Origin of the sequence: Chryseolinea soli (assembly GCF_003589925.1) — a bacterium.
Taxonomy (GTDB): Bacteria; Bacteroidota; Bacteroidia; order Cytophagales; family Cyclobacteriaceae; genus Chryseolinea; species Chryseolinea soli.
The window spans coordinates 8,011,581-8,028,891 of sequence record NZ_CP032382.1; the positions used below are offsets into that span (position 1 = coordinate 8,011,581).

General features: G+C 49.0%; 12 protein-coding genes. 4 read left to right on the forward strand and 8 right to left on the reverse strand.

The genetic code is table 11. The annotated features are described in order from the left end of the window. Positions 1 to 12: 12 nt before the first annotated feature. Together D4L85_RS33270 and D4L85_RS33275 are read left to right on the forward strand one after the other, a co-directional pair. Positions 13 to 1,557, forward strand: a complete 1,545-nt coding sequence (locus D4L85_RS33270) for an arylsulfatase (protein WP_119758410.1) — start codon at positions 13 to 15, stop codon at positions 1,555 to 1,557. A gap of 203 nt (positions 1,558 to 1,760) precedes the next feature. Next, the gene (locus tag D4L85_RS33275) at positions 1,761 to 2,180 is read left to right on the forward strand and encodes a VOC family protein (RefSeq protein WP_119758411.1); all 420 of its coding nucleotides are present in this window, start codon (positions 1,761 to 1,763) and stop codon (positions 2,178 to 2,180) included. 96 nt (positions 2,181 to 2,276) lie between these two features. On the opposite strand, the gene D4L85_RS33280 is transcribed toward D4L85_RS33275, so the two are convergent. From D4L85_RS33280 to D4L85_RS33300, 5 genes are all read right to left on the reverse strand, one after another. Then, positions 2,277 to 3,419: an RCC1 domain-containing protein gene (locus D4L85_RS33280; protein ID WP_160144172.1), complete on the reverse strand. Its 1,143-nt coding sequence runs from the start codon at positions 3,417 to 3,419 to the stop codon at positions 2,277 to 2,279. A gap of 309 nt (positions 3,420 to 3,728) precedes the next feature. After that, positions 3,729 to 4,649, reverse strand: a complete 921-nt coding sequence (locus tag D4L85_RS33285) for a hypothetical protein (protein ID WP_160144173.1) — start codon at positions 4,647 to 4,649, stop codon at positions 3,729 to 3,731. 13 nt (positions 4,650 to 4,662) lie between these two features. After that, entirely contained in the window at positions 4,663 to 5,106 is a 444-nt protein-coding gene (locus D4L85_RS33290) for a MarR family winged helix-turn-helix transcriptional regulator (RefSeq protein WP_119758414.1), read from the reverse strand. Between the two features lie 305 nt (positions 5,107 to 5,411). Further along, on the reverse strand, positions 5,412 to 7,586 hold the full coding sequence (locus tag D4L85_RS33295; protein ID WP_119758415.1) for a tetratricopeptide repeat-containing sensor histidine kinase: 2,175 nt from the start codon (positions 7,584 to 7,586) through the stop codon (positions 5,412 to 5,414). Positions 7,587 to 7,800: 214 nt separating this feature from the next. Further along, positions 7,801 to 8,745 carry a polyphosphate kinase 2 family protein gene (locus tag D4L85_RS33300; protein WP_119758416.1) on the reverse strand — a complete coding sequence of 315 codons (945 nt, stop codon included), beginning with the start codon at positions 8,743 to 8,745 and terminating at the stop codon, positions 7,801 to 7,803. A 337-nt stretch (positions 8,746 to 9,082) separates the two neighbouring features. Here D4L85_RS33300 and D4L85_RS33305 point away from each other — a divergent pair, with 337 nt between their 5' ends. Both D4L85_RS33305 and D4L85_RS33310 read left to right on the forward strand, forming a co-directional pair. Continuing rightward, positions 9,083 to 9,655: a hypothetical protein gene (locus D4L85_RS33305; protein WP_119758417.1), complete on the forward strand. Its 573-nt coding sequence runs from the start codon at positions 9,083 to 9,085 to the stop codon at positions 9,653 to 9,655. A gap of 207 nt (positions 9,656 to 9,862) precedes the next feature. Then, positions 9,863 to 12,184 carry a T9SS type A sorting domain-containing protein gene (locus D4L85_RS33310; protein ID WP_160144174.1) on the forward strand — a complete coding sequence of 774 codons (2,322 nt, stop codon included), beginning with the start codon at positions 9,863 to 9,865 and terminating at the stop codon, positions 12,182 to 12,184. A 304-nt stretch (positions 12,185 to 12,488) separates the two neighbouring features. Here D4L85_RS33310 and D4L85_RS33315 read toward each other — a convergent pair whose 3' ends face one another. From D4L85_RS33315 to D4L85_RS33325, 3 genes are all read right to left on the reverse strand, one after another. After that, positions 12,489 to 13,907: a fibrobacter succinogenes major paralogous domain-containing protein gene (locus D4L85_RS33315; protein ID WP_119758419.1), complete on the reverse strand. Its 1,419-nt coding sequence runs from the start codon at positions 13,905 to 13,907 to the stop codon at positions 12,489 to 12,491. A gap of 379 nt (positions 13,908 to 14,286) precedes the next feature. Continuing rightward, positions 14,287 to 15,036 (reverse strand): LytR/AlgR family response regulator transcription factor, encoded by a 750-nt coding sequence (locus D4L85_RS33320; protein ID WP_119758420.1) that lies wholly within the window; start codon positions 15,034 to 15,036, stop codon positions 14,287 to 14,289. Further along, positions 15,029 to 16,933 carry a tetratricopeptide repeat-containing sensor histidine kinase gene (locus tag D4L85_RS33325; RefSeq protein WP_160144175.1) on the reverse strand — a complete coding sequence of 635 codons (1,905 nt, stop codon included), beginning with the start codon at positions 16,931 to 16,933 and terminating at the stop codon, positions 15,029 to 15,031. The genes D4L85_RS33320 and D4L85_RS33325 overlap by 8 nt, the downstream gene beginning before the upstream one ends. Between the last annotated feature and the right edge of the window lie 378 nt (positions 16,934 to 17,311).

Consider the following 17,311-nt stretch of genomic DNA (forward strand, 5'->3'; position numbering starts at 1 on the left):
CAACTTAAAACAATGAAAACAAACAACTTTCTACTCACAGCCCTGCTTCTGATAGTTTCATGCTTTGCGCTGGCACAGCAAAAGAAACCTAACATCCTGATTATTTGGGGCGACGACATTGGACTTTGGAATGTCAGTGCCTACAATCAAGGCATGATGGGTTACAAGACCCCTAATATCGATCGCATCGCCAAGGAAGGTGCACTTTTCACCGATTGGTATGGTCAACAAAGTTGCACCGCCGGCCGGGCATGTTTCATCACGGGACAAGTAGGTTTTAGAACGGGCATGCTCAAGGTGGGACTTCCAGGCGCGAAGGAAGGACTAAAAGCAAGAGATGTTACGATAGCCGAACTGTTGAAAGGGCAAGGCTATAAAACCGGTCAGTTCGGCAAAAACCATTTGGGTGATCTCGACGAGCACTTGCCGACCGCCCACGGATTTGATGAATTCTTTGGTTCGCTCTATCACCTCAACGCAGAAGAAGAACCCGAGAATCCAGACTACTATAAAGACCCCGCCCTGATCAAGGAATTTGGCACGCGCGGTGTACTTCACACGTGGGCCAACGCGGACGGCACACAAAAGATCGAGAAGACCGGGCCGCTCACCAAAAAGAGAATGGAGACCATAGACGACGAGGTAACAAAAGAGGCCCTTCGATTTATGGAGGAATCGAAGAAGGCCGACAAGCCCTTTTTTCTTTGGTTCAACTCCACCCGCATGCACGTGTTCACACACCTCAAGAAAGAAAGTGACGGCAAGACCGGCTTAGGCACTTATCCGGACGGCATGGTCGAACATGATGCTCACGTGGGAGAGCTGCTGGCAATGCTCAAGCAACTTGGGCTGGAAGAAAACACCATCGTGATGTACTCTACCGACAACGGAGCGGAAGCCTTCACGTGGCCCGACGGCGGCACGACGCCTTTCCGTGGCGAAAAGAACACAAACTGGGAAGGGGGCTACCGCGTGCCTACGGCCATTCGCTGGCCTGGCGTGATCAAACCGGGCACGGTACTCAACGACATTTTTGCCCATGAAGACATGCTCCCCACGCTCTTGGCGGCGGCCGGTGTGCCCGATGTGAAAGAGCAGTTGCTGAAAGGAATGAAAGTGGGTAACAAAACTTTCAAGGTACACCTGGATGGCTACAACATCACCGACGCCCTGGCCGGCAAGGCCCCCAGTCCACGCAAGGAGTTTTTTTATTTCAACGACGATGGGTCGCTAGTGGCGCTGCGCTATAACAACTGGAAAGTAGTTTTTGCCGAACAACGCGCGCATGGCATGGACGTCTGGCAAGATCCGTTTGTACCACTGCGACTGCCCAAAATATTTAACCTGCGCTCCGACCCGTTTGAAAGCGCGGACAACCATACGATGGGGTACGACAAATGGAGAGCAGACAGACTTTTCCTTTTGGTACCTGCACAACAATATGTGGGCAATTTCCTGGCCACCTTCAGGGAGTTTCCTCCAAGCCAGAAGGTTGGAAGCTTTAGTCTCGACCAGGTTTTGCAAACCCTGCAAACGGCACCAAAGGCGGGCAACTAAGTCGGTGACCTGAACGACCGCGGGCAACACTTTTCATTTTCGTGTTGCCTGCAAGTCCATAGCTATGTTTTTACAGTTCACTTCAACAAATCCCATCAATCGTGGGATATACAGCCCGTCTGCGTTAAAAAATTTTGCACTAACTTGAAGCATGCCGAATTTGCCGGCGCTCCCGGAATCTTAAGATCAAAAATTGACGCCCTATGTCCCAATCTTCCCAAGTGATCATTCCCATGCTGTCATACGAAGACGGCGCGGCGGCGATCGAGTGGCTTTGCCACGTATTCCAATTCACCGAAAAAACCCGATGGCTCGATGACAGCGGCCGGTTGTCGCACGGTGAGATCGCGATGGGCGAAAGCATGATCATGCTGGCATCGCCCACACCCGACTATCAAAGTCCGCGTCATCATCGTGAAATTTGCAAGCAGGCCGCTAAATGGCATGAAGTCCCTTATGTGATCGACGGCGTGTTGGTGATGGTCGACGATGTGGCGGCACATTTTCAACATGCGAAGGCAAACGGAGCAGCCATTCTATCACCCCTTGAAACGGGTGGGCCGGGCACGCGTTACCGGGCTGAAGATCTGGAGGGGCATCGGTGGATGTTTATGTCGCGTTGAAAGTTTTGACTAATCGTTCACATGAGCGCTGCTCTTGGTGATTGTTCCTGAAATGCATCTCCCTACAAACCACTGCCGCGCCAGCACACCGGGGTTTTAGGGCAGTAACATTTTTTTGAATGACAACTCGAAATTCGTTATCCCAATTCCAAACTCTCCATTGGCGCCGGATCCACAGCCCCATACGGTATTATCCTCCTTCACGATCAGACTGCGGTGCGACCCGGCAGCAATCAGCCTAATGCCCTCCATTACTTTTACAGGTGTTGGGCGATCTGTCCGGGTGCCGTCACCTAATTGCCCATAGTTGTTCCACCCACAAGCCCACACCGTACCGTCGGTTTTCAGAAAGAGCACATGTTCGGTGCCCGCAGCAGCCATCTTCACATCGTCCATAATTTTAACAAAGGCTGACTTGTCGGTCGTGCTGCCGTCGCCCAGTTTTCCGTATTGATTTATCCCACAGGCCCAGAGCGTATTATCCGCTTTTACGACGTAGCTGCACCGGAAACCGGCTGCCATCGTCTTTACATGGTCCATAATTTTCACGGGCTTTGTTCTATTCTCAAATGTTCCATCGCCCAATTCGCCAAAGGCATTCCCACCCCACACCCAAAGGGTACTGTCCGTTCTTAATAGCAGGGTATGATTTGTTCCCGAGGAAACCGACAGCACACTATCTTCTATCTCCACCGGCGTTTTGACATCGTTGCTGCTGATCAGACCGGAGTGGTCCAGGTTACCGGTCGCCCAAAGGGTCTGATCCGTTTTTATAATAAAACTGCGATAGAATCCGGCTTCAAACCGTTTTACATCATCCATTACTTTTACCGGCGTTAGCCGGTCGGTGGTCGTGCCGTCACCCATTTCGCCATGGCCGTTATTGCCGCTACCCCAAAGGCTATTGTCGACTTTCAAAAAAAGACTGTGCGTATAGCGTGCGGAAATAGCCTTCATACCATACAGCGTGCTCACGGGTTCCTTTGTCCTATCCGGTGTGGCGGCTCCCAATTGACCCTGAACATTATACCCGGTTCCCCAAACGGTATCACCCCTCAACACCAGGCTGTGTACGTGACCCGTGCTGAGTTGTGCCACTACTTTGCTTTCATTTTGTCCACCGTTCGGAGGGGGATTACCACAGGTATCACAACCGGGACCGGGACCAGGGACCGGGTCATTGCCGTCTTTTTCGCAGGCTACAAAAAGCAGGATGCTCAACAGCCACAAAAATGCCAAATGCCTTTTGATTTTATGCGTCACCATATGCTGAACTTGTTCTTAACAGTTGACTACCTTGACGAAGTGTAGGCTGTAAGGTACAGTTGCATCGATCATGCGCCAACAGCAAAAAAGAAACCGGCGGTTTCGACTTAGGTAATGGTGACGCCACTCTTTACTGAATGAGCGAACGGTACGTTTTATTTAGGAAAGGTAAAGCGCAAGCTAACCGCACCGGCTTACCGGATCCGACGCTATGCGCAGTGCGTCAACAATCAAAGGACGCTTTAGGGTCATTGACCGGACTCGATCATTGTCTTATTTCTATCACGCCTGGGCTACCGGCTCAGCCATCGCAGACACGATCTTCCTTTCAGCAGTCGATCGGTTTGTCACATACACGATCAACAGGCCCCAGATAAAATCAGAAGAAAAGGTTTCAAAAAAATGGGTCATGGCAATATCGGCGGGCATATACGGATTCGGAATAAAAAGCTGTATCGCCGGCAAGGCAGACAGCAATCCCATCAAGACGTATTGGCCGATCCTGTTCTGGCCGAGCAGCAGTACGACCGGTATGGAAATGGCTACCCAGATAACGCCGCGTAAGACCTGAAAGAAATAAATTCCTTCCGAAAAAAAGCCAGGCCACTGCGAAAGAAAAGACTTCAGTTCGGTTGAATGCGAATAGAAAAGGCGCAGGTGTTCGTTTTGCCAGGCAACGTAATATCCGAAGGTCTCATACAACAACGGATAAACGATCACACTCATCACCAGCATGGGAACGACCATCCACCGCCAGCTGCGCACTTCAACCTTAAAAGGCATTGTAGTTTCCTTCGGTGCTAATTTCCGGGTCAAACCCAACCCGGTCGCGCCGGTGCCCAGCACCATGACCAATCCTGCCAGCAAAATACTGATAACCTGGCCCGGGGAAATACCAAGACTTGCCGAAAAGAAAAAGGTCTCCATTTGCATGAGAAAGAACTGCGTCCCGAATAAATACAGGAGTATGGAGATCGCTTTAAGCTGACCAACAAAAAAGCGCGTCGACCAAAAGAGGATGCTCCAAAGAAGGGAATTGATCAGACAGACCAGCAGCACAGACAATCCCACCGAAGCAGGATCGTCAACGGGTGGCGGCACCGTTTGGGTGACGGCATTTCCGACCCATGCGCCAACAGACCAGGTAATGACCATCACAACGGTCATCACCATCCATAAAAGAAAGAATTTTAAAGTTTTCATAGGCTTGCAATTTTTAGAGGGATGCGTGAACGTTCTTTATCATTTTGGAAACCAGGGTCATGCCCTGGACGAGTTCCTTTTCATGAATATCTTTGACGACCTTCAGGTACAATTTCCCCGACACCCCGACCGCTTTCTTTTGAATGGCTTCTCCTTTTCCTGTCAGGTAGATCAGCTTCCCACGGCCGTCGCGCTTGTCGGTTATCCGGCGGATCAATTTATTCTTCACCATATTCGAAATGATCCGGGTCATCGTTGTCTTATCGCGACCCAGCAGCGTTCCGATCTCCTTTTGATTGATCCCGTTCTGATAAAACAGCACTGCCAGGATGGAAAATTGCTCTATCGTCACGGGAATCCGATGGGCTCTGAACGCCCGCGTCATGGCCTGGTGAAACACGTGGGCAAAATCGCCACAGAGAAAAATAATATTCGTTTGGAGAGACTCAGGGGTCATTTCTGCAAATTAGTTGTATATGCAACCAATATAGGAAATGCAGAGGGATTTTACAATAGCTGTGAAGATGGCGAACATGGGGTACGATGGGGAGTGGGTTCACTTGGGAGCCAGGATCAGGAGCCAGTAGTCAGTAGCCAGTAGTCTTAGTGCACTTTTGCTTTTCGCTTACCAGCTCGTGCGTGAATCTAAACCGGCTTTTTTTCTCTTTTTATACCGCAATTTTAGTGAGGGTTATTTTGAAAGGTCTCCTCTTTTTTTGCGCTAAATGATGGCTATTTGCTGCAAAGTAGATAAAGTTGTTTTCAACGAGGCGTTAGCGGTCTTTGGAAAACTTGTTCATCAAAGCCGTTTAGCGGGAGGTAAATAACAAACTCGGCACCTTTTCCTTCTTTGCTAAATACTTGCAACGAGCCACTGTGGTTGTGGATGATCCCCAAACTGATCGACAAGCCAAGACCCGTGCCCTTACCCACTTCTTTGGTTGTAAAAAAAGGGTCCATGATATTTCCCACGACCTTGTCGGGTATCCCGATACCGTTGTCGGAGAAACTTATTTTCAATTTTTTCTCTTGCAGGGTCGTGGTGATGATCAAATTTCGCTGCCCTTCGATTTTTTTTAAAGCGTAAACGGCGTTGTCGATAATATTGAGAAACACCTGGCTGAGTTGAACGGGGCTCGCCGGAACGGGGGGCACATCACCATAGACCTTCATAACCTGGATCTGTGCTTCCTTGATCTTGTTGTTCATAATGGTCAGCGTTGCCTCCAGCGTACTATGAATATCAACTTTCTCGTGGCTGTAGGGCTGAGGGGCCGAGAAAAAAAGCAGGCTGTCAATAATTTTGTTGATACGATGGACACCATTCTTTACCGTCTCTAAAAGCGCTCCAATATTCTTTTCAGATGCCTCAAAATCTTCTGCCTGGCTGGAAGGATTTTTTGCCAATACTTTTAAGTCCTGGATCTCATCGCCAACAGCCTCCACGCCACCCAGAATGAAATTCAACGGGTTATTGATCTCGTGCGCAATGCCCGCCGTCAGTTGACCCAGCGACGCCATTTTTTCCGACTGCACCAGGTGGGCCTGGGCAATTTTGAGATTCTCCAACGAAACCACCAATTCCTTCTCGTGCTTCTCGATGACTTCATTCTTGGCCATGAGCTGTGTGTTGGACAATTGCTTATTCCGATACGCTTTGTATACGATCGCCATCAGGAAAACAAATGTTACTATGGAGCCGATGAGCACTTTGCCAAGCAAATTGCTGCGTCCGGCCTCCAACGCTAAGATTTCATTTTTAGCCTGGAGCAATTCAATTTCCGTATCCCGCTTTTCTATTTCCTGTTTGGCCGCACCGCGCTTGACATTGGCTATTTCATTCTGCTCATTCACAGAATCCTTCTCCCTGTCCAATTTCCGCAAAACTTCAAACGCATCTTTGAATTTTCCCTCGGCCCTTGAAAGTTCTGCCCGCTCTTCGTAATAGGTGAATTTGAATCTGATCTCTTTGCTATGCGGCAATAAATTTTTTGCTGAATCCATGTAGCGTTCTGCTTCCGGATATCGCTTCATCAACGTCAAAATCTTCCCCATGGAAACGGCGGAATTGCAGGCGTCGGACCACTCTTTCGATTCCTTGGAGATCGCCAGCTCATTCCGGGTCTCTTCCAGCGCCTTTTCCAAATAACCCAATTTTAAATACAGTTTCCCGCGGCTTCCACTCGCGATTCCCTCCCACACTTTCATGTTTAAAACCCGCGACAGGTTTACTACTTCCTTATACCAATTCAACGCTTCGTCGTAATCTCCCCTGAAAAAATAGCAAAGACCGACGGTATTGTGGGCACTAATGAACTCCGTGGTGTCTTGCCTGCCGGGATGCTTGATCGCTTTAAAAAGAGAGATCACTTCCTTCGACGCATGAAGCGCGGAATCAAATTTATTCTCGCGATAATAGATCATGGAAAGGAAGTAGGTTGTGGCGAACAGCAGCTCCTTCTTATCCAATTGCCGAAGCCATGTTATCGATTCTATGGTTTTCTTCTCCGCCTCAGGCAATAGATCGATGTTGAAATAAAAATGCGCTATATGAAGAACAACCCAGGCTTTTGTCGCCACGTTTTCCGACTGCGAGAGGATATAGGAGATCTTAAAATTCTCAAAAGCTTCCGCAAGTTTTTGATGATCCAAATAAAGTTGCCCCACATTGCTGTAGACCTTTGCAATCGCTTCGCTGTTGTGAGTTCGCTTTGCTATTTCCAGGATGTGCTTTGCATGTGGGATGCTCTTCTCCAAGGGCATGCTGACTTCATGCAGATAGAGTTTGTGCAGCAACGCGTCCAGGCTGTCATTTTTCAACGACTGGATTTTCTGCGCCAGGATGCCATCACTCATTTCCTGCCCAAGAGCGGTCGACTGGCCGGCCATTACCATCCAGCATAGAAAAAGCAATATGGCCGGTCGGGGTAAAATCATGAGGGTCTGCTTCCGCGGCAGCTCATCTAAATTACAAATTTCCCCTGACACGGAGGCCCGGCCCAGGGACAATAACCATCCCAAACCGGATGTTCGCAGTACGGAGTGGCTAAACTAATCGGCAGGAAAGACCGATCCCTACGGAAACAGCGCGAAGCGTATAGGCAAAGTCTTGACTGAAGGTGTTGTGTGGCGCGTAATGCTTCTTCAGAATCTATTCGGCAAGTAATGCTTTTTTAATCCCGTCCAGCTCGGCTATCTTTTCTTTGCTCACCTTCGGGTATTCCAACTTCATTTTGTCCAAGGCATGAATGATGGCCGAGGCAACGGCAATGCGTGCATAAGCCTTATTGTCGGCGGGCACCACATACCAGGGAGAATCTTCCGTTGAGGTTTTCTGGATCATCTCGTCATAGGCATTCATATAGTCGTCCCAGTAGCTGCGCTCGCGCGCGTCGCTGGCACTAAACTTCCAATTCTTATCCGGATCCTCGACCCGTTCGATGAATCTCTTTTTCTGCTCGTCTTTCGACACATGAAGAAATATTTTGATGATGATGGTGCCGTTCCGGGTCAGGTATTTTTCAAAATTACGGATGTCCTTAAAACGGCTTTTCCAAATGTTGTCCGTAACCAGTTTCTCAGGAAGTTTTTGTGATTTTAAAATTTGTTCGTGAACCCTCACCACCAGCACTTCCTCATAATAGGACCGGTTGAAAATACCGATGCGCCCACGCTCCGGCAAGTGTCTCTGGCAACGCCACAGGAAATCATGGTCAAGGTCTTCAGCGCTTGGCGCCTTAAACGACGATACCTGGCAGCCTTGCGGATTCACGCCCGACATCACATGCTTGATGGCTCCATCTTTGCCGGCCGCGTCCATGGCCTGAAAAATTACCAGGAGCGACCATTTGTCCTGGGCGTACAAAGTCTCCTGCAGGGCGGCGAGGGCGTCTACGCCTAATTGCAGCGCCTGTTTTGTCAAGGGCTTGTCGCTGGCGTCCAGGTCAACGCCTGGCTTTGTGCTGTAATCTTTCAGCTTAAATTCTTGTCCATCACCAACCCGATATTGTTTGGAAAAGATCTTGGCGTTCTTGATCAATTCCTTTTTACTCAACGTGGTGAGGTTCTCCAGTTTGGCAGTTGTTTCTTCTTTCATGGCCGGTAAGCATTAAAGACGGTGGGCCGGCATTTGTCGATTGACATGGCGCCGGTGGCGATATACTAAAATACCAAATTTTAGAGAACGACAGTGTGCGCTCTTCGAATTGTTCATGACAGAAGCCCCGCAGGTCAAACAAGCCCGGGTAGGTTTAACCGTTACATGTCATGCATTTTACCGTTAAACCCTTAACCCAGTAAAATCCAAGGCTAAGAATTCGATACATTTAATTTTGCCGAGGCTGATTGAAAGCGGGGCCTCGGACGGGGGTGAGGACGAAGTAAAAAGGTTACAAGTTTTGATCCCGGGATCATTCAACATGAGGGATTCGCATATGAAGTCATTTCAAGAAACCTTAAAAAAATACCTCGATACATTTTCACGCCAGGAAATGTACTTCCTGAGCGACAACCGAAATCTCGAGCTCTTTCAAACTATTCCGTTAAACACGACAACCGATCACATCCTGACAAAAGTCAGCGCCATCAACGATCCCGACGTCAGCAACCATGGCATCATAAACGATATGGTCGCGCACATCCTAAACCTTGCTATTGACGAGCGGTTGAAAAAAGGTGATCTATCGGTGGTAGAAGACATTGCCACCGCCACCTTCCAGGGCCACGCCTATCACCTGCTTCATTTCGCTTCGGTATATTGTAATTTCCATCGGCCGGAAGTGTTTCCCATTTTCAGTGATCAGCACCTGGCGTTTTACAAAAAGTATATCAAAGAAAACCAACTTCCCCTGGACGCTGAAAAAATGGATACTTACGACGTGTTCTCAAAAGCGCTCAATGATCTATTGAAACGGCTTGACCTCACCGGAAAAATGAACTACCTCCACATCCGAAAGTTCGGATGGTTGTATGCCGAGAGCGTATTAAAGGAATCAAGCGGAAGCTGACAAAAACGAATAGCAGCATTTACGGCTCACGAGAAGAAGTCGAAACGCCACTCCCCAGCCAGGCAGTTTTCGAAGGGCAAAAGAAAGTTAACGGACAGACAACATCTTAGCACTGAATACCGATTCCAACTTCCGGATTCTGGCTTCTTTTTTATGTTTTTCCCCGAAAGTAGTTATCTTAGTCTCCCAACCCTAAACCTGCCAGTATTGAAAAGATCTCTCCTCGTCATCCTCTGCATTTCATCCACGTGTATCGTTCAGGCGCAGCGCTACACGATTAAAAAAACATCCGTAACCCTAGATCCGCAGAAGGCGTACTTCAGCAACAGCCTCTTTATAGACGACGATGGCGAACAGTGGATCGGCGGATACGGAGGAGCCTACCGGTACAATGGCTCGGACTTCGAACTACAGTACACGGCGGCTGAAGTCCATGGCGATACGGTCAAAAACATTCTATTCTCGTCTACAGGCGATCGCTGGTTCGAGACCGAGAATGGCGTGGCGGTGAAGCGCGGTGCAGCATGGCAATATTTCACCAACAGGACCGGCAATTTTGTAGAGCAATACACACTCAAAAAGAAGGTAGGGGCCGACATCTGGGTATATCACTACTTTTCAGAAGATCCCCTCCCCTATGCATTGATCCGATACACCCCGGAAGGTGAGACGACCATACCGATGGACTATGAGTCGCTGCATCCTTATATCTATGATTTTGATCAAACCGATAATGGCACCTACTATGCTGTCGGAAACGGTGGAGTATACTCACTCGCGGGCGATCATTGGGAGCTCGACGAAAATATTTTAGGATACGCGCTAGCCATCGACAGGGAGAATACCATATTCCTGATCGATGATTCGGGCACCATCCGCCAGCGAAGAAAAAAAGACGACGCTTTTTCGGAAGTCGTGGATCCCGTTCTTAAGGGTATAGCCCGCGGCAGCGTGATCGCTGATGATTTTGGGAAAGTGTTTTTTATGGGCACCGCCTCCATTGCTGTGCATGAGGACGCCGATTCTTATCTGCTCACCATGCCCAACGGCTACACGTTTCCCCAGCTTCCCCAGAGCGACAAGAATGGCAATCTTTGGTATTTGTCCCGCCAGTACAGCGACGACTTTAAAACGGAGACGATTGATTTTAACCAAGTGGGTTTTATATTTCCAGGCGAAGAAAATCTGGTGCATGGTCTGGTGTTCGAAGATTTCAATGGCGATGGCCTTCAACAAGAGGATGAACCTGGCGTTCCAAATCAAAGCATAGCCATCGCTCCGGGCAATGTCTACGCCTTTACTACGTCAACGGGTGAGCTACTCTTCCATGGCAGCGAAGGAGAAATGACCATGACCTGGGTTCAGAGTGATTTTTGGCAAGCGGGGAGCACACCGGTACACTATACCTTTCAATATCCAGCGGCAGCAAGCCAGATTTTTAAGATTGGCATTCAGCGAAAAACCGTTTACGACGCCGGCATCACCGTAAGCGGGTTGGCCGTCCGCCCGGGATTCACGACGAGTTATACGGTCGCTGTTAAGAACAAGGGCAATCAACAGATCACACCAGAAGTCACGCTGCACTACGATCAGACACTGAGCTTTGTTGAAAGCTCGGTGGCACCTCAACAGCACGCCGAACAAACACTGACGTGGACCCTGCCCGTCCTGAACGCCTTTGAGGAAAAGAAAATAAACGTAAGCTTCCAGGTGCCGGCAAGCACCCCCTTGAACACAGCCTTGTTCACGCTGGCCCAGGTAACGTCGCTACCCTCCGAAGAAAAAACAAACGACAACATTGACTCCCTGCACCAGGTCGTGACGGGCTCGTTCGATCCAAACGACAAACTTGTAACGGAAGGCATCCTGGAAGAAAAGTATGTTGTGAAAGGCTCCTTTCTCACGTACACCATCCGCTTTCAAAACACCGGTACGGATACCGCGTTCACCGTCAGGGCAAGAGACGTGATTGATCCTCATCTTGACCTCACGTCGCTAGAGGTGTTGTCTTCAAGCCATCGGCTTCAATATTACTTCGATGATCGCGCACTAACCTTCATCCTGAAAAACATACTCTTGCCGGACAGCACGCGCGACGAGCCCCACAGCCATGGCTACATCAAGTATCGCATCAAGGGGCTCCCGGATATCGCCGACAACACCGACGTAACCAATGCTGCCGACATCTATTTTGATTTCAACACACCGGTAGCAACCAACACCGTTTCCAATCGCTATGTCGACGTGCTTCCGGACCAGCGCGTAACGGCAGTCGAAAAAGAAAATGTATTGTTAAACAGTCTATTCTATCCCAACCCGACAACGGGTGCCATTATGATAGACGAACATTATGCCGGAAAATTTCAACGTGCCACGCTGATCACAACCACCGGCAAGGTCATCGAAGAACGCCCGATTGAAAAAGACCGGATGCAGCTGACGTGCGAAGTACCAGGACTATACCTGCTAAACCTTTCCGGACCATCGGCCACGGTGATGACAAAAATCATGATCATACAAAGTCAATAGAGACGGGCCGATTCATTTCAATCCAGCCTGGTTCGATCATCAATTGCTACCTTTTTGCTTAAGTTGCATTCCCAAGCACTAATTAATTTTATAGGCATCTAACGCGTTGCTTAGCCCACGGTTTGTCCATCCCGGGGATAAAAACCGATACACACGTCGAGAGCATACCCTGTGAAAGCGATCTTCTTTCCCCGTCATCAGGGTATAAGGTCTGATGACGCCATAAGGCACCTCGAACGATGCATCGGCGTCCCAATCAAAGTCTCCCGTCTCGGGGACTTTGATTGCTCAATAGCTCAACAGCTCAATTCTTCACGCATCGAATCGAAAGCCCATAATATTTATCATTATGACTGCGAAGAACTCCCGGCTGGTAGGTACTGATCTGGTGCCAATAGGCGGAAATGGCGCCCGGAACTTCTTCCGATGAACTCCACCACGCGCCATTAAGTCCCTCGTACCGGAACCAGAGACCCTGGGATACAAAAAAACCAAATGAACCATAGAAATCTTTAAAGCCGCCAGCCCGAGCGTTGAATCCGGTTGCATTTCTTTTGTTTTGAAAATCGGTGTTGCCGGGGGAACCCAAATCACCAGAGGGCTCCCAAGTGGAAAGATCAGCCAATGCTTTTGCGATTTTATTATTGGTTTTCCAGTCGCCATTCGTACTACCATCATAATTATACCCATTGGCAATGAGGTAATTTTCCAAAGTGATCCACTCGTCCTCCGTGGGCACGTGCCAATCGGTGGGACATAATTTCCCGGTGTTCACGGCATACCAATTGTATAACGCGCCGTATGTTCCCTCATAGCTGATGTCATTATGGTACCAGGTGTAGGCACCCAGTTTATCGGCGAGCCAGGCCAGGCTATCGGTGATGAAGGCAATGGCGCTTCCATCATTGTATCGCGTGGTCTTCAGGTTCTCCGTCATCCAGATCTGCGAGCCGATCACCACGCTGTCATAACTATTCCCATCGGCATCGACCAGACCTACCGGACCATGAATACCTTGCGTCGTAAAAGATACTTCAGTCCCATATCCCGTACCCAGGTTATTCGTGGCGTAGGCGCGCACATAATACGTGGTGTGGCCCATGAGTCCGCTGATGGTGCTTGTAAAACTTCCCGTACCGGGTCCATCCATCGTTTTCTCATCATCGGTTGTTGGATTGTGGTTCACGCTCCAGCACACGCCATGCATGGTAACGCCCGCTCCACCATCGCTGGATACGATGCCGCCACTCAAAGCGGAAGTTAGTCCAATGGAGGAAGCAGGTGTTGTGGGCAGCAGGATGGGTGCGCTAAAAACAATGGCTGTTGTAAAAGACAACTCATTTCCGTAGGCCGTTCCAACTTTGTTCGTGGCATACGCCCGGACGTGGTAGGTTATATTTGGAGTGAGCCCGGTGAGCGAGCTTGCAAAAGTGCCTGTGCCCGTTCCGTCCGCAGTTTTAGGATCTGTAACCGTGGGGTTCGCGCTTGTGCTCCAACAAATGCCACGCCCGGTCACCTCAGCGCCGCCATCATCCGTAATGTCTCCACCACTGGTAGCCGAGGTCGACGTAATGCTGCCGACAGCAACGGTAGTCAATGTAGGCAGCCGTACTTCAGGATTATTGTCTTCCAGACAACTATTTACATGCACCAACAGTGCACAAAGTAAAATGACAGAAACTCTTCTCTGCATATTTTTCAATTCCCATTTTTTTGCGTTCATGGCTAATCGTGATTTTTGACTTTCGAAAAAAAGTTTATCCAGAAGCCTTCACCGGTCCCTTCCGGATTAACTCCACCAAATCAAGTACTTTAGTTAACGTGCCGACCCGTCAACCACACTGGTCCTACACCATTGTCGCCCGATCGGCACGTACAGAAAAACAACCGCCCAACCATGCGGTGATAAAAAAATGTGATCTCTCAGATCATTCAGACTAAACTAACGGAAAAGGCGAAAGTGGATGAACCTCACTTCATAACTGGCTGCTTTGGCTTTGCAAGTGGAGGAAGTGATGGGGAACGTAAAGGATGGGTGACGGTGATGAACGGATGATGGGCAACTTGAAATAGCATCGCGCTAACAACGCAAGCTTCAGAGACTAGGGCTTGTCCAGCAATCCCAGAAATTCTTCTTTTTTTCTGCGCGAAACGTCCACGTGATGGTTCTCCGTGAGCACCACATATCCTCCCTCTCCTTTCACATATTTCTCTACATGGGCAAGGTTGATGATATACGAGTGGTGTACTCTGAAAAAACCCGACTCGGCGAGCAGGCTTTCGAAGTCTTTCAGGTTTTTACAGACCAACGCTTGTTGATTATTTTTTAAAACGATCTGCGTATAGCTTCCCTCGGCTTTACAATAGAGGATGTCCTGCGTATTAAAAAAGTCAATACCTTGCAATGTCGGCACCGCGAGTTTTTCGACCCTCCCTGATTTAAGTTGAATGTTGTTGAGCACCGATTGGAATTGAAAAGAACTGCTCGTATGGTTTTGTCTTTCCTTCACGCGGTTCACGGCATGCATCAAATCCTCTACATCAATGGGCTTCAGCAGGTAATCAAGCGCACTGAACCGGATGGCTTTGATGGCATACTGGTCATGGGCAGAAACAAAGATCACTTCAAAATGTATGGGAGAGAGTTGTTGCAGCAAATCAAACCCCGACAGCTGGGGCATTTGCACATCCAAAAAGACCAGGCCGGGGTTGATCTTCCGGATGCCCGCCAGGGCCTCTTCGGGTTTATCGTAAATTCCTTTGATGGCGATGTCAGGACAATATTTCTCAAGAGCCAGTTGAAGGGCCTCCAACCCGGCAGTTTCATCGTCAACGAGCACGGCATCAATCATTGCAAATGGGGATAGTGACCGTTACACGCGTACCCAATGGCCGGTTACCGGCATCTTTCAAATCCACTACATCGATATATCTATAGTGATGATGGGTCTGTTTGCCCAAGAGCTGCAGCCGTTGCTCCGTGATCTTCATGCCCATAGATTTTTTCTGTAGTAAGGAAGCGTCCCGGAGCTGTTGCGCCCGCTCGCGCCCGATGCCATTGTCTTCAATGGTGCAAAACAACGCGTCCTCCTGCGGTTCGATGGCAATGGAAATAGAACCTTTCGATTTGCATTCCTTATGCATGATCCCGTGCCATATAGCGTTCTCCACAAAAGGCTGCAGGACCATCGAGGGAAGATACGTGCACTGGGTATCAATGGATTTGTCAACCGAAACCGAATGACTGATCTTTCCCGGCGCGCGCAGTTCCTCCAGCTGGATGTAGGACTCCAGCAATTCAATCTCGCTTTCAAGCGTCACCACCGACGCCCCGGCATTTTCAAGGATCAACCGCACAAGCTTTGAGAACTTGGACAAATACAGGCTGGCATTTTCAGTATCCCCTTTGCCGATCATGACGTTGATACTGTTCATGCAATTGAACAAAAAGTGGGGATTGATTTGCGCCCGAAGGGCCTTCATTTCCATTTCACTTACCTGTCGTTTGAAATGGGCTTCTTTCGCTTCGTTGATCTTTGCCGTGAGCAGCACCCGTTGGCGATAGATATAAAACGCTAAAACGGCAATCAATAGTACCAGCACAAATCCACCGGCAAAAGCCTTGTTGAGCGTCGCTTGTTGCTGTGATTCCTTCTGCTGAATTTCCTTCTCCTTGGCCAACAGGGCGATCCGTTTGTCTTTTTCACCGGTCTCGTATTTTGTTTGAAGTTCGCTGAACTGCTTGGAGGTCTCTTCATTCAGCACACTATCCTTCATCGCCATGTACAACCGGTGATAGGCATAGGCCTTTTCATAATTATGCTGGTCTGAATAAAGTACCGAAAGTTTCTGATACGTGTCGCGTAAACCGGGCTTGGAATGGAACTCCTTCGACAAGGAAAGCGCACGCAAGAGGTGTGTCGTCGCTAAAGGATACATTCCTAAAAACATATACGTTTCTCCCACGCAGATCAGACTTAATAATATCTTGTCCCGCTGCGACATTTGCTCGCGTATGGATAACGCTTGCTGATGATACCGCAGCGCGCTGTCATATTGTCCCAACGCATTCAGCACTTCTCCGATACTACTCAGTGCGGTCCCCGTGGTTCGTCTCGATCCCAGGGAATGACTGATGACCAGGGATTCTTTGTAAAACGTCAGCGCTCTATCGTGTTGTTTCAATTCCGCCCAGGCATTGCCCAGGTTCATCAACACTCTCAGTTTGCCCATCTTGCATTTCAGATCGGCCTTCAGACTATCGAATATACCCAAGGACTGATGGTACATATCGATCGCCTTATCATAATTTTTAAGCCGGACAAATAAATTCCCGATATGCATGAACGTGATGGCCACGCCAAAAGGAACGTCATTTCTTTGGAACATCGCGAGGGCCTTATAGCTGGTGGCCAGGCTTTGCTCATAGCGCCCCAAGCCTTCCTGGACGACGGCCACCTGGAACAAGGTATTGGCCAACCGGGAAGAATCTCCGGAAGCATGGCAATACGAAACTTGATGCTGAAAATGATCGAGCGCTTCTGAATATTTCCCTTCATAACGCGAGACTACGCCATAACAATAATGGGAAGCTGCCAACACCGACTGATCCCTGGATTGATCCGCTACCCACTTTACGCTGTCCGCATAGCGATGAGCTACGGCGACATCGCCCAGTGTGCTGGCATAGGCAAAGCAGAGTTGGTCGTAGATCTCAACTTTGCGGGCTGCAGCTGTACTGCCCTTCAAAAGTGTTTTTAAGCTGTCTATTTCCAATTCGGCCGGAGAGCGAACACCATCGCCCTGGGGCAGATGGGCTTTCTGGCCGATCAATGCATGAGCCCAGAGTATGCAAATCCATAACGCAATACGACGAGCCGTTGAGACCGATTTTAATCCATGTTGCACGTGAGTAGAAATGAAATTGAGGGTTTATTCCAAATCCGTCAGTTAAAATTAAGCTAAAGTTATTGGAAAGCCCATCTGAAAAGTGGGAAGGTTGTCACCTAAAATGTTCACGGCGCGAAAGAAGCAATACGTCCGAAGGACTCCTGACGAGGTTGAATCCCATTCACGCGCTTTGTCGTCAATGAAATCATTGATCCCCCAACCCGACCTAAATAAAAT

Excerpts from the sequence above, each read along its gene's own strand:
- D4L85_RS33270 (WP_119758410.1), top strand. The coding sequence starts at position 13 with ATGAAAACAAACAACTTTCTACTCACAGCCCTGCTTCTGATAGTTTCA.
- D4L85_RS33275 (WP_119758411.1), top strand. The coding sequence starts at position 1,761 with ATGTCCCAATCTTCCCAAGTGATCATTCCCATGCTGTCATACGAAGAC.
- D4L85_RS33285 (WP_160144173.1), bottom strand. The coding sequence starts at position 4,649 with ATGAAAACTTTAAAATTCTTTCTTTTATGGATGGTGATGACCGTTGTG.
- D4L85_RS33290 (WP_119758414.1), bottom strand. The coding sequence starts at position 5,106 with ATGACCCCTGAGTCTCTCCAAACGAATATTATTTTTCTCTGTGGCGAT.
- D4L85_RS33295 (WP_119758415.1), bottom strand. The coding sequence starts at position 7,586 with ATGATTTTACCCCGACCGGCCATATTGCTTTTTCTATGCTGGATGGTA.
- D4L85_RS33300 (WP_119758416.1), bottom strand. The coding sequence starts at position 8,745 with ATGAAAGAAGAAACAACTGCCAAACTGGAGAACCTCACCACGTTGAGT.
- D4L85_RS33305 (WP_119758417.1), top strand. The coding sequence starts at position 9,083 with ATGAAGTCATTTCAAGAAACCTTAAAAAAATACCTCGATACATTTTCA.
- D4L85_RS33315 (WP_119758419.1), bottom strand. The coding sequence starts at position 13,907 with ATGAACGCAAAAAAATGGGAATTGAAAAATATGCAGAGAAGAGTTTCT.
- D4L85_RS33320 (WP_119758420.1), bottom strand. The coding sequence starts at position 15,036 with ATGATTGATGCCGTGCTCGTTGACGATGAAACTGCCGGGTTGGAGGCC.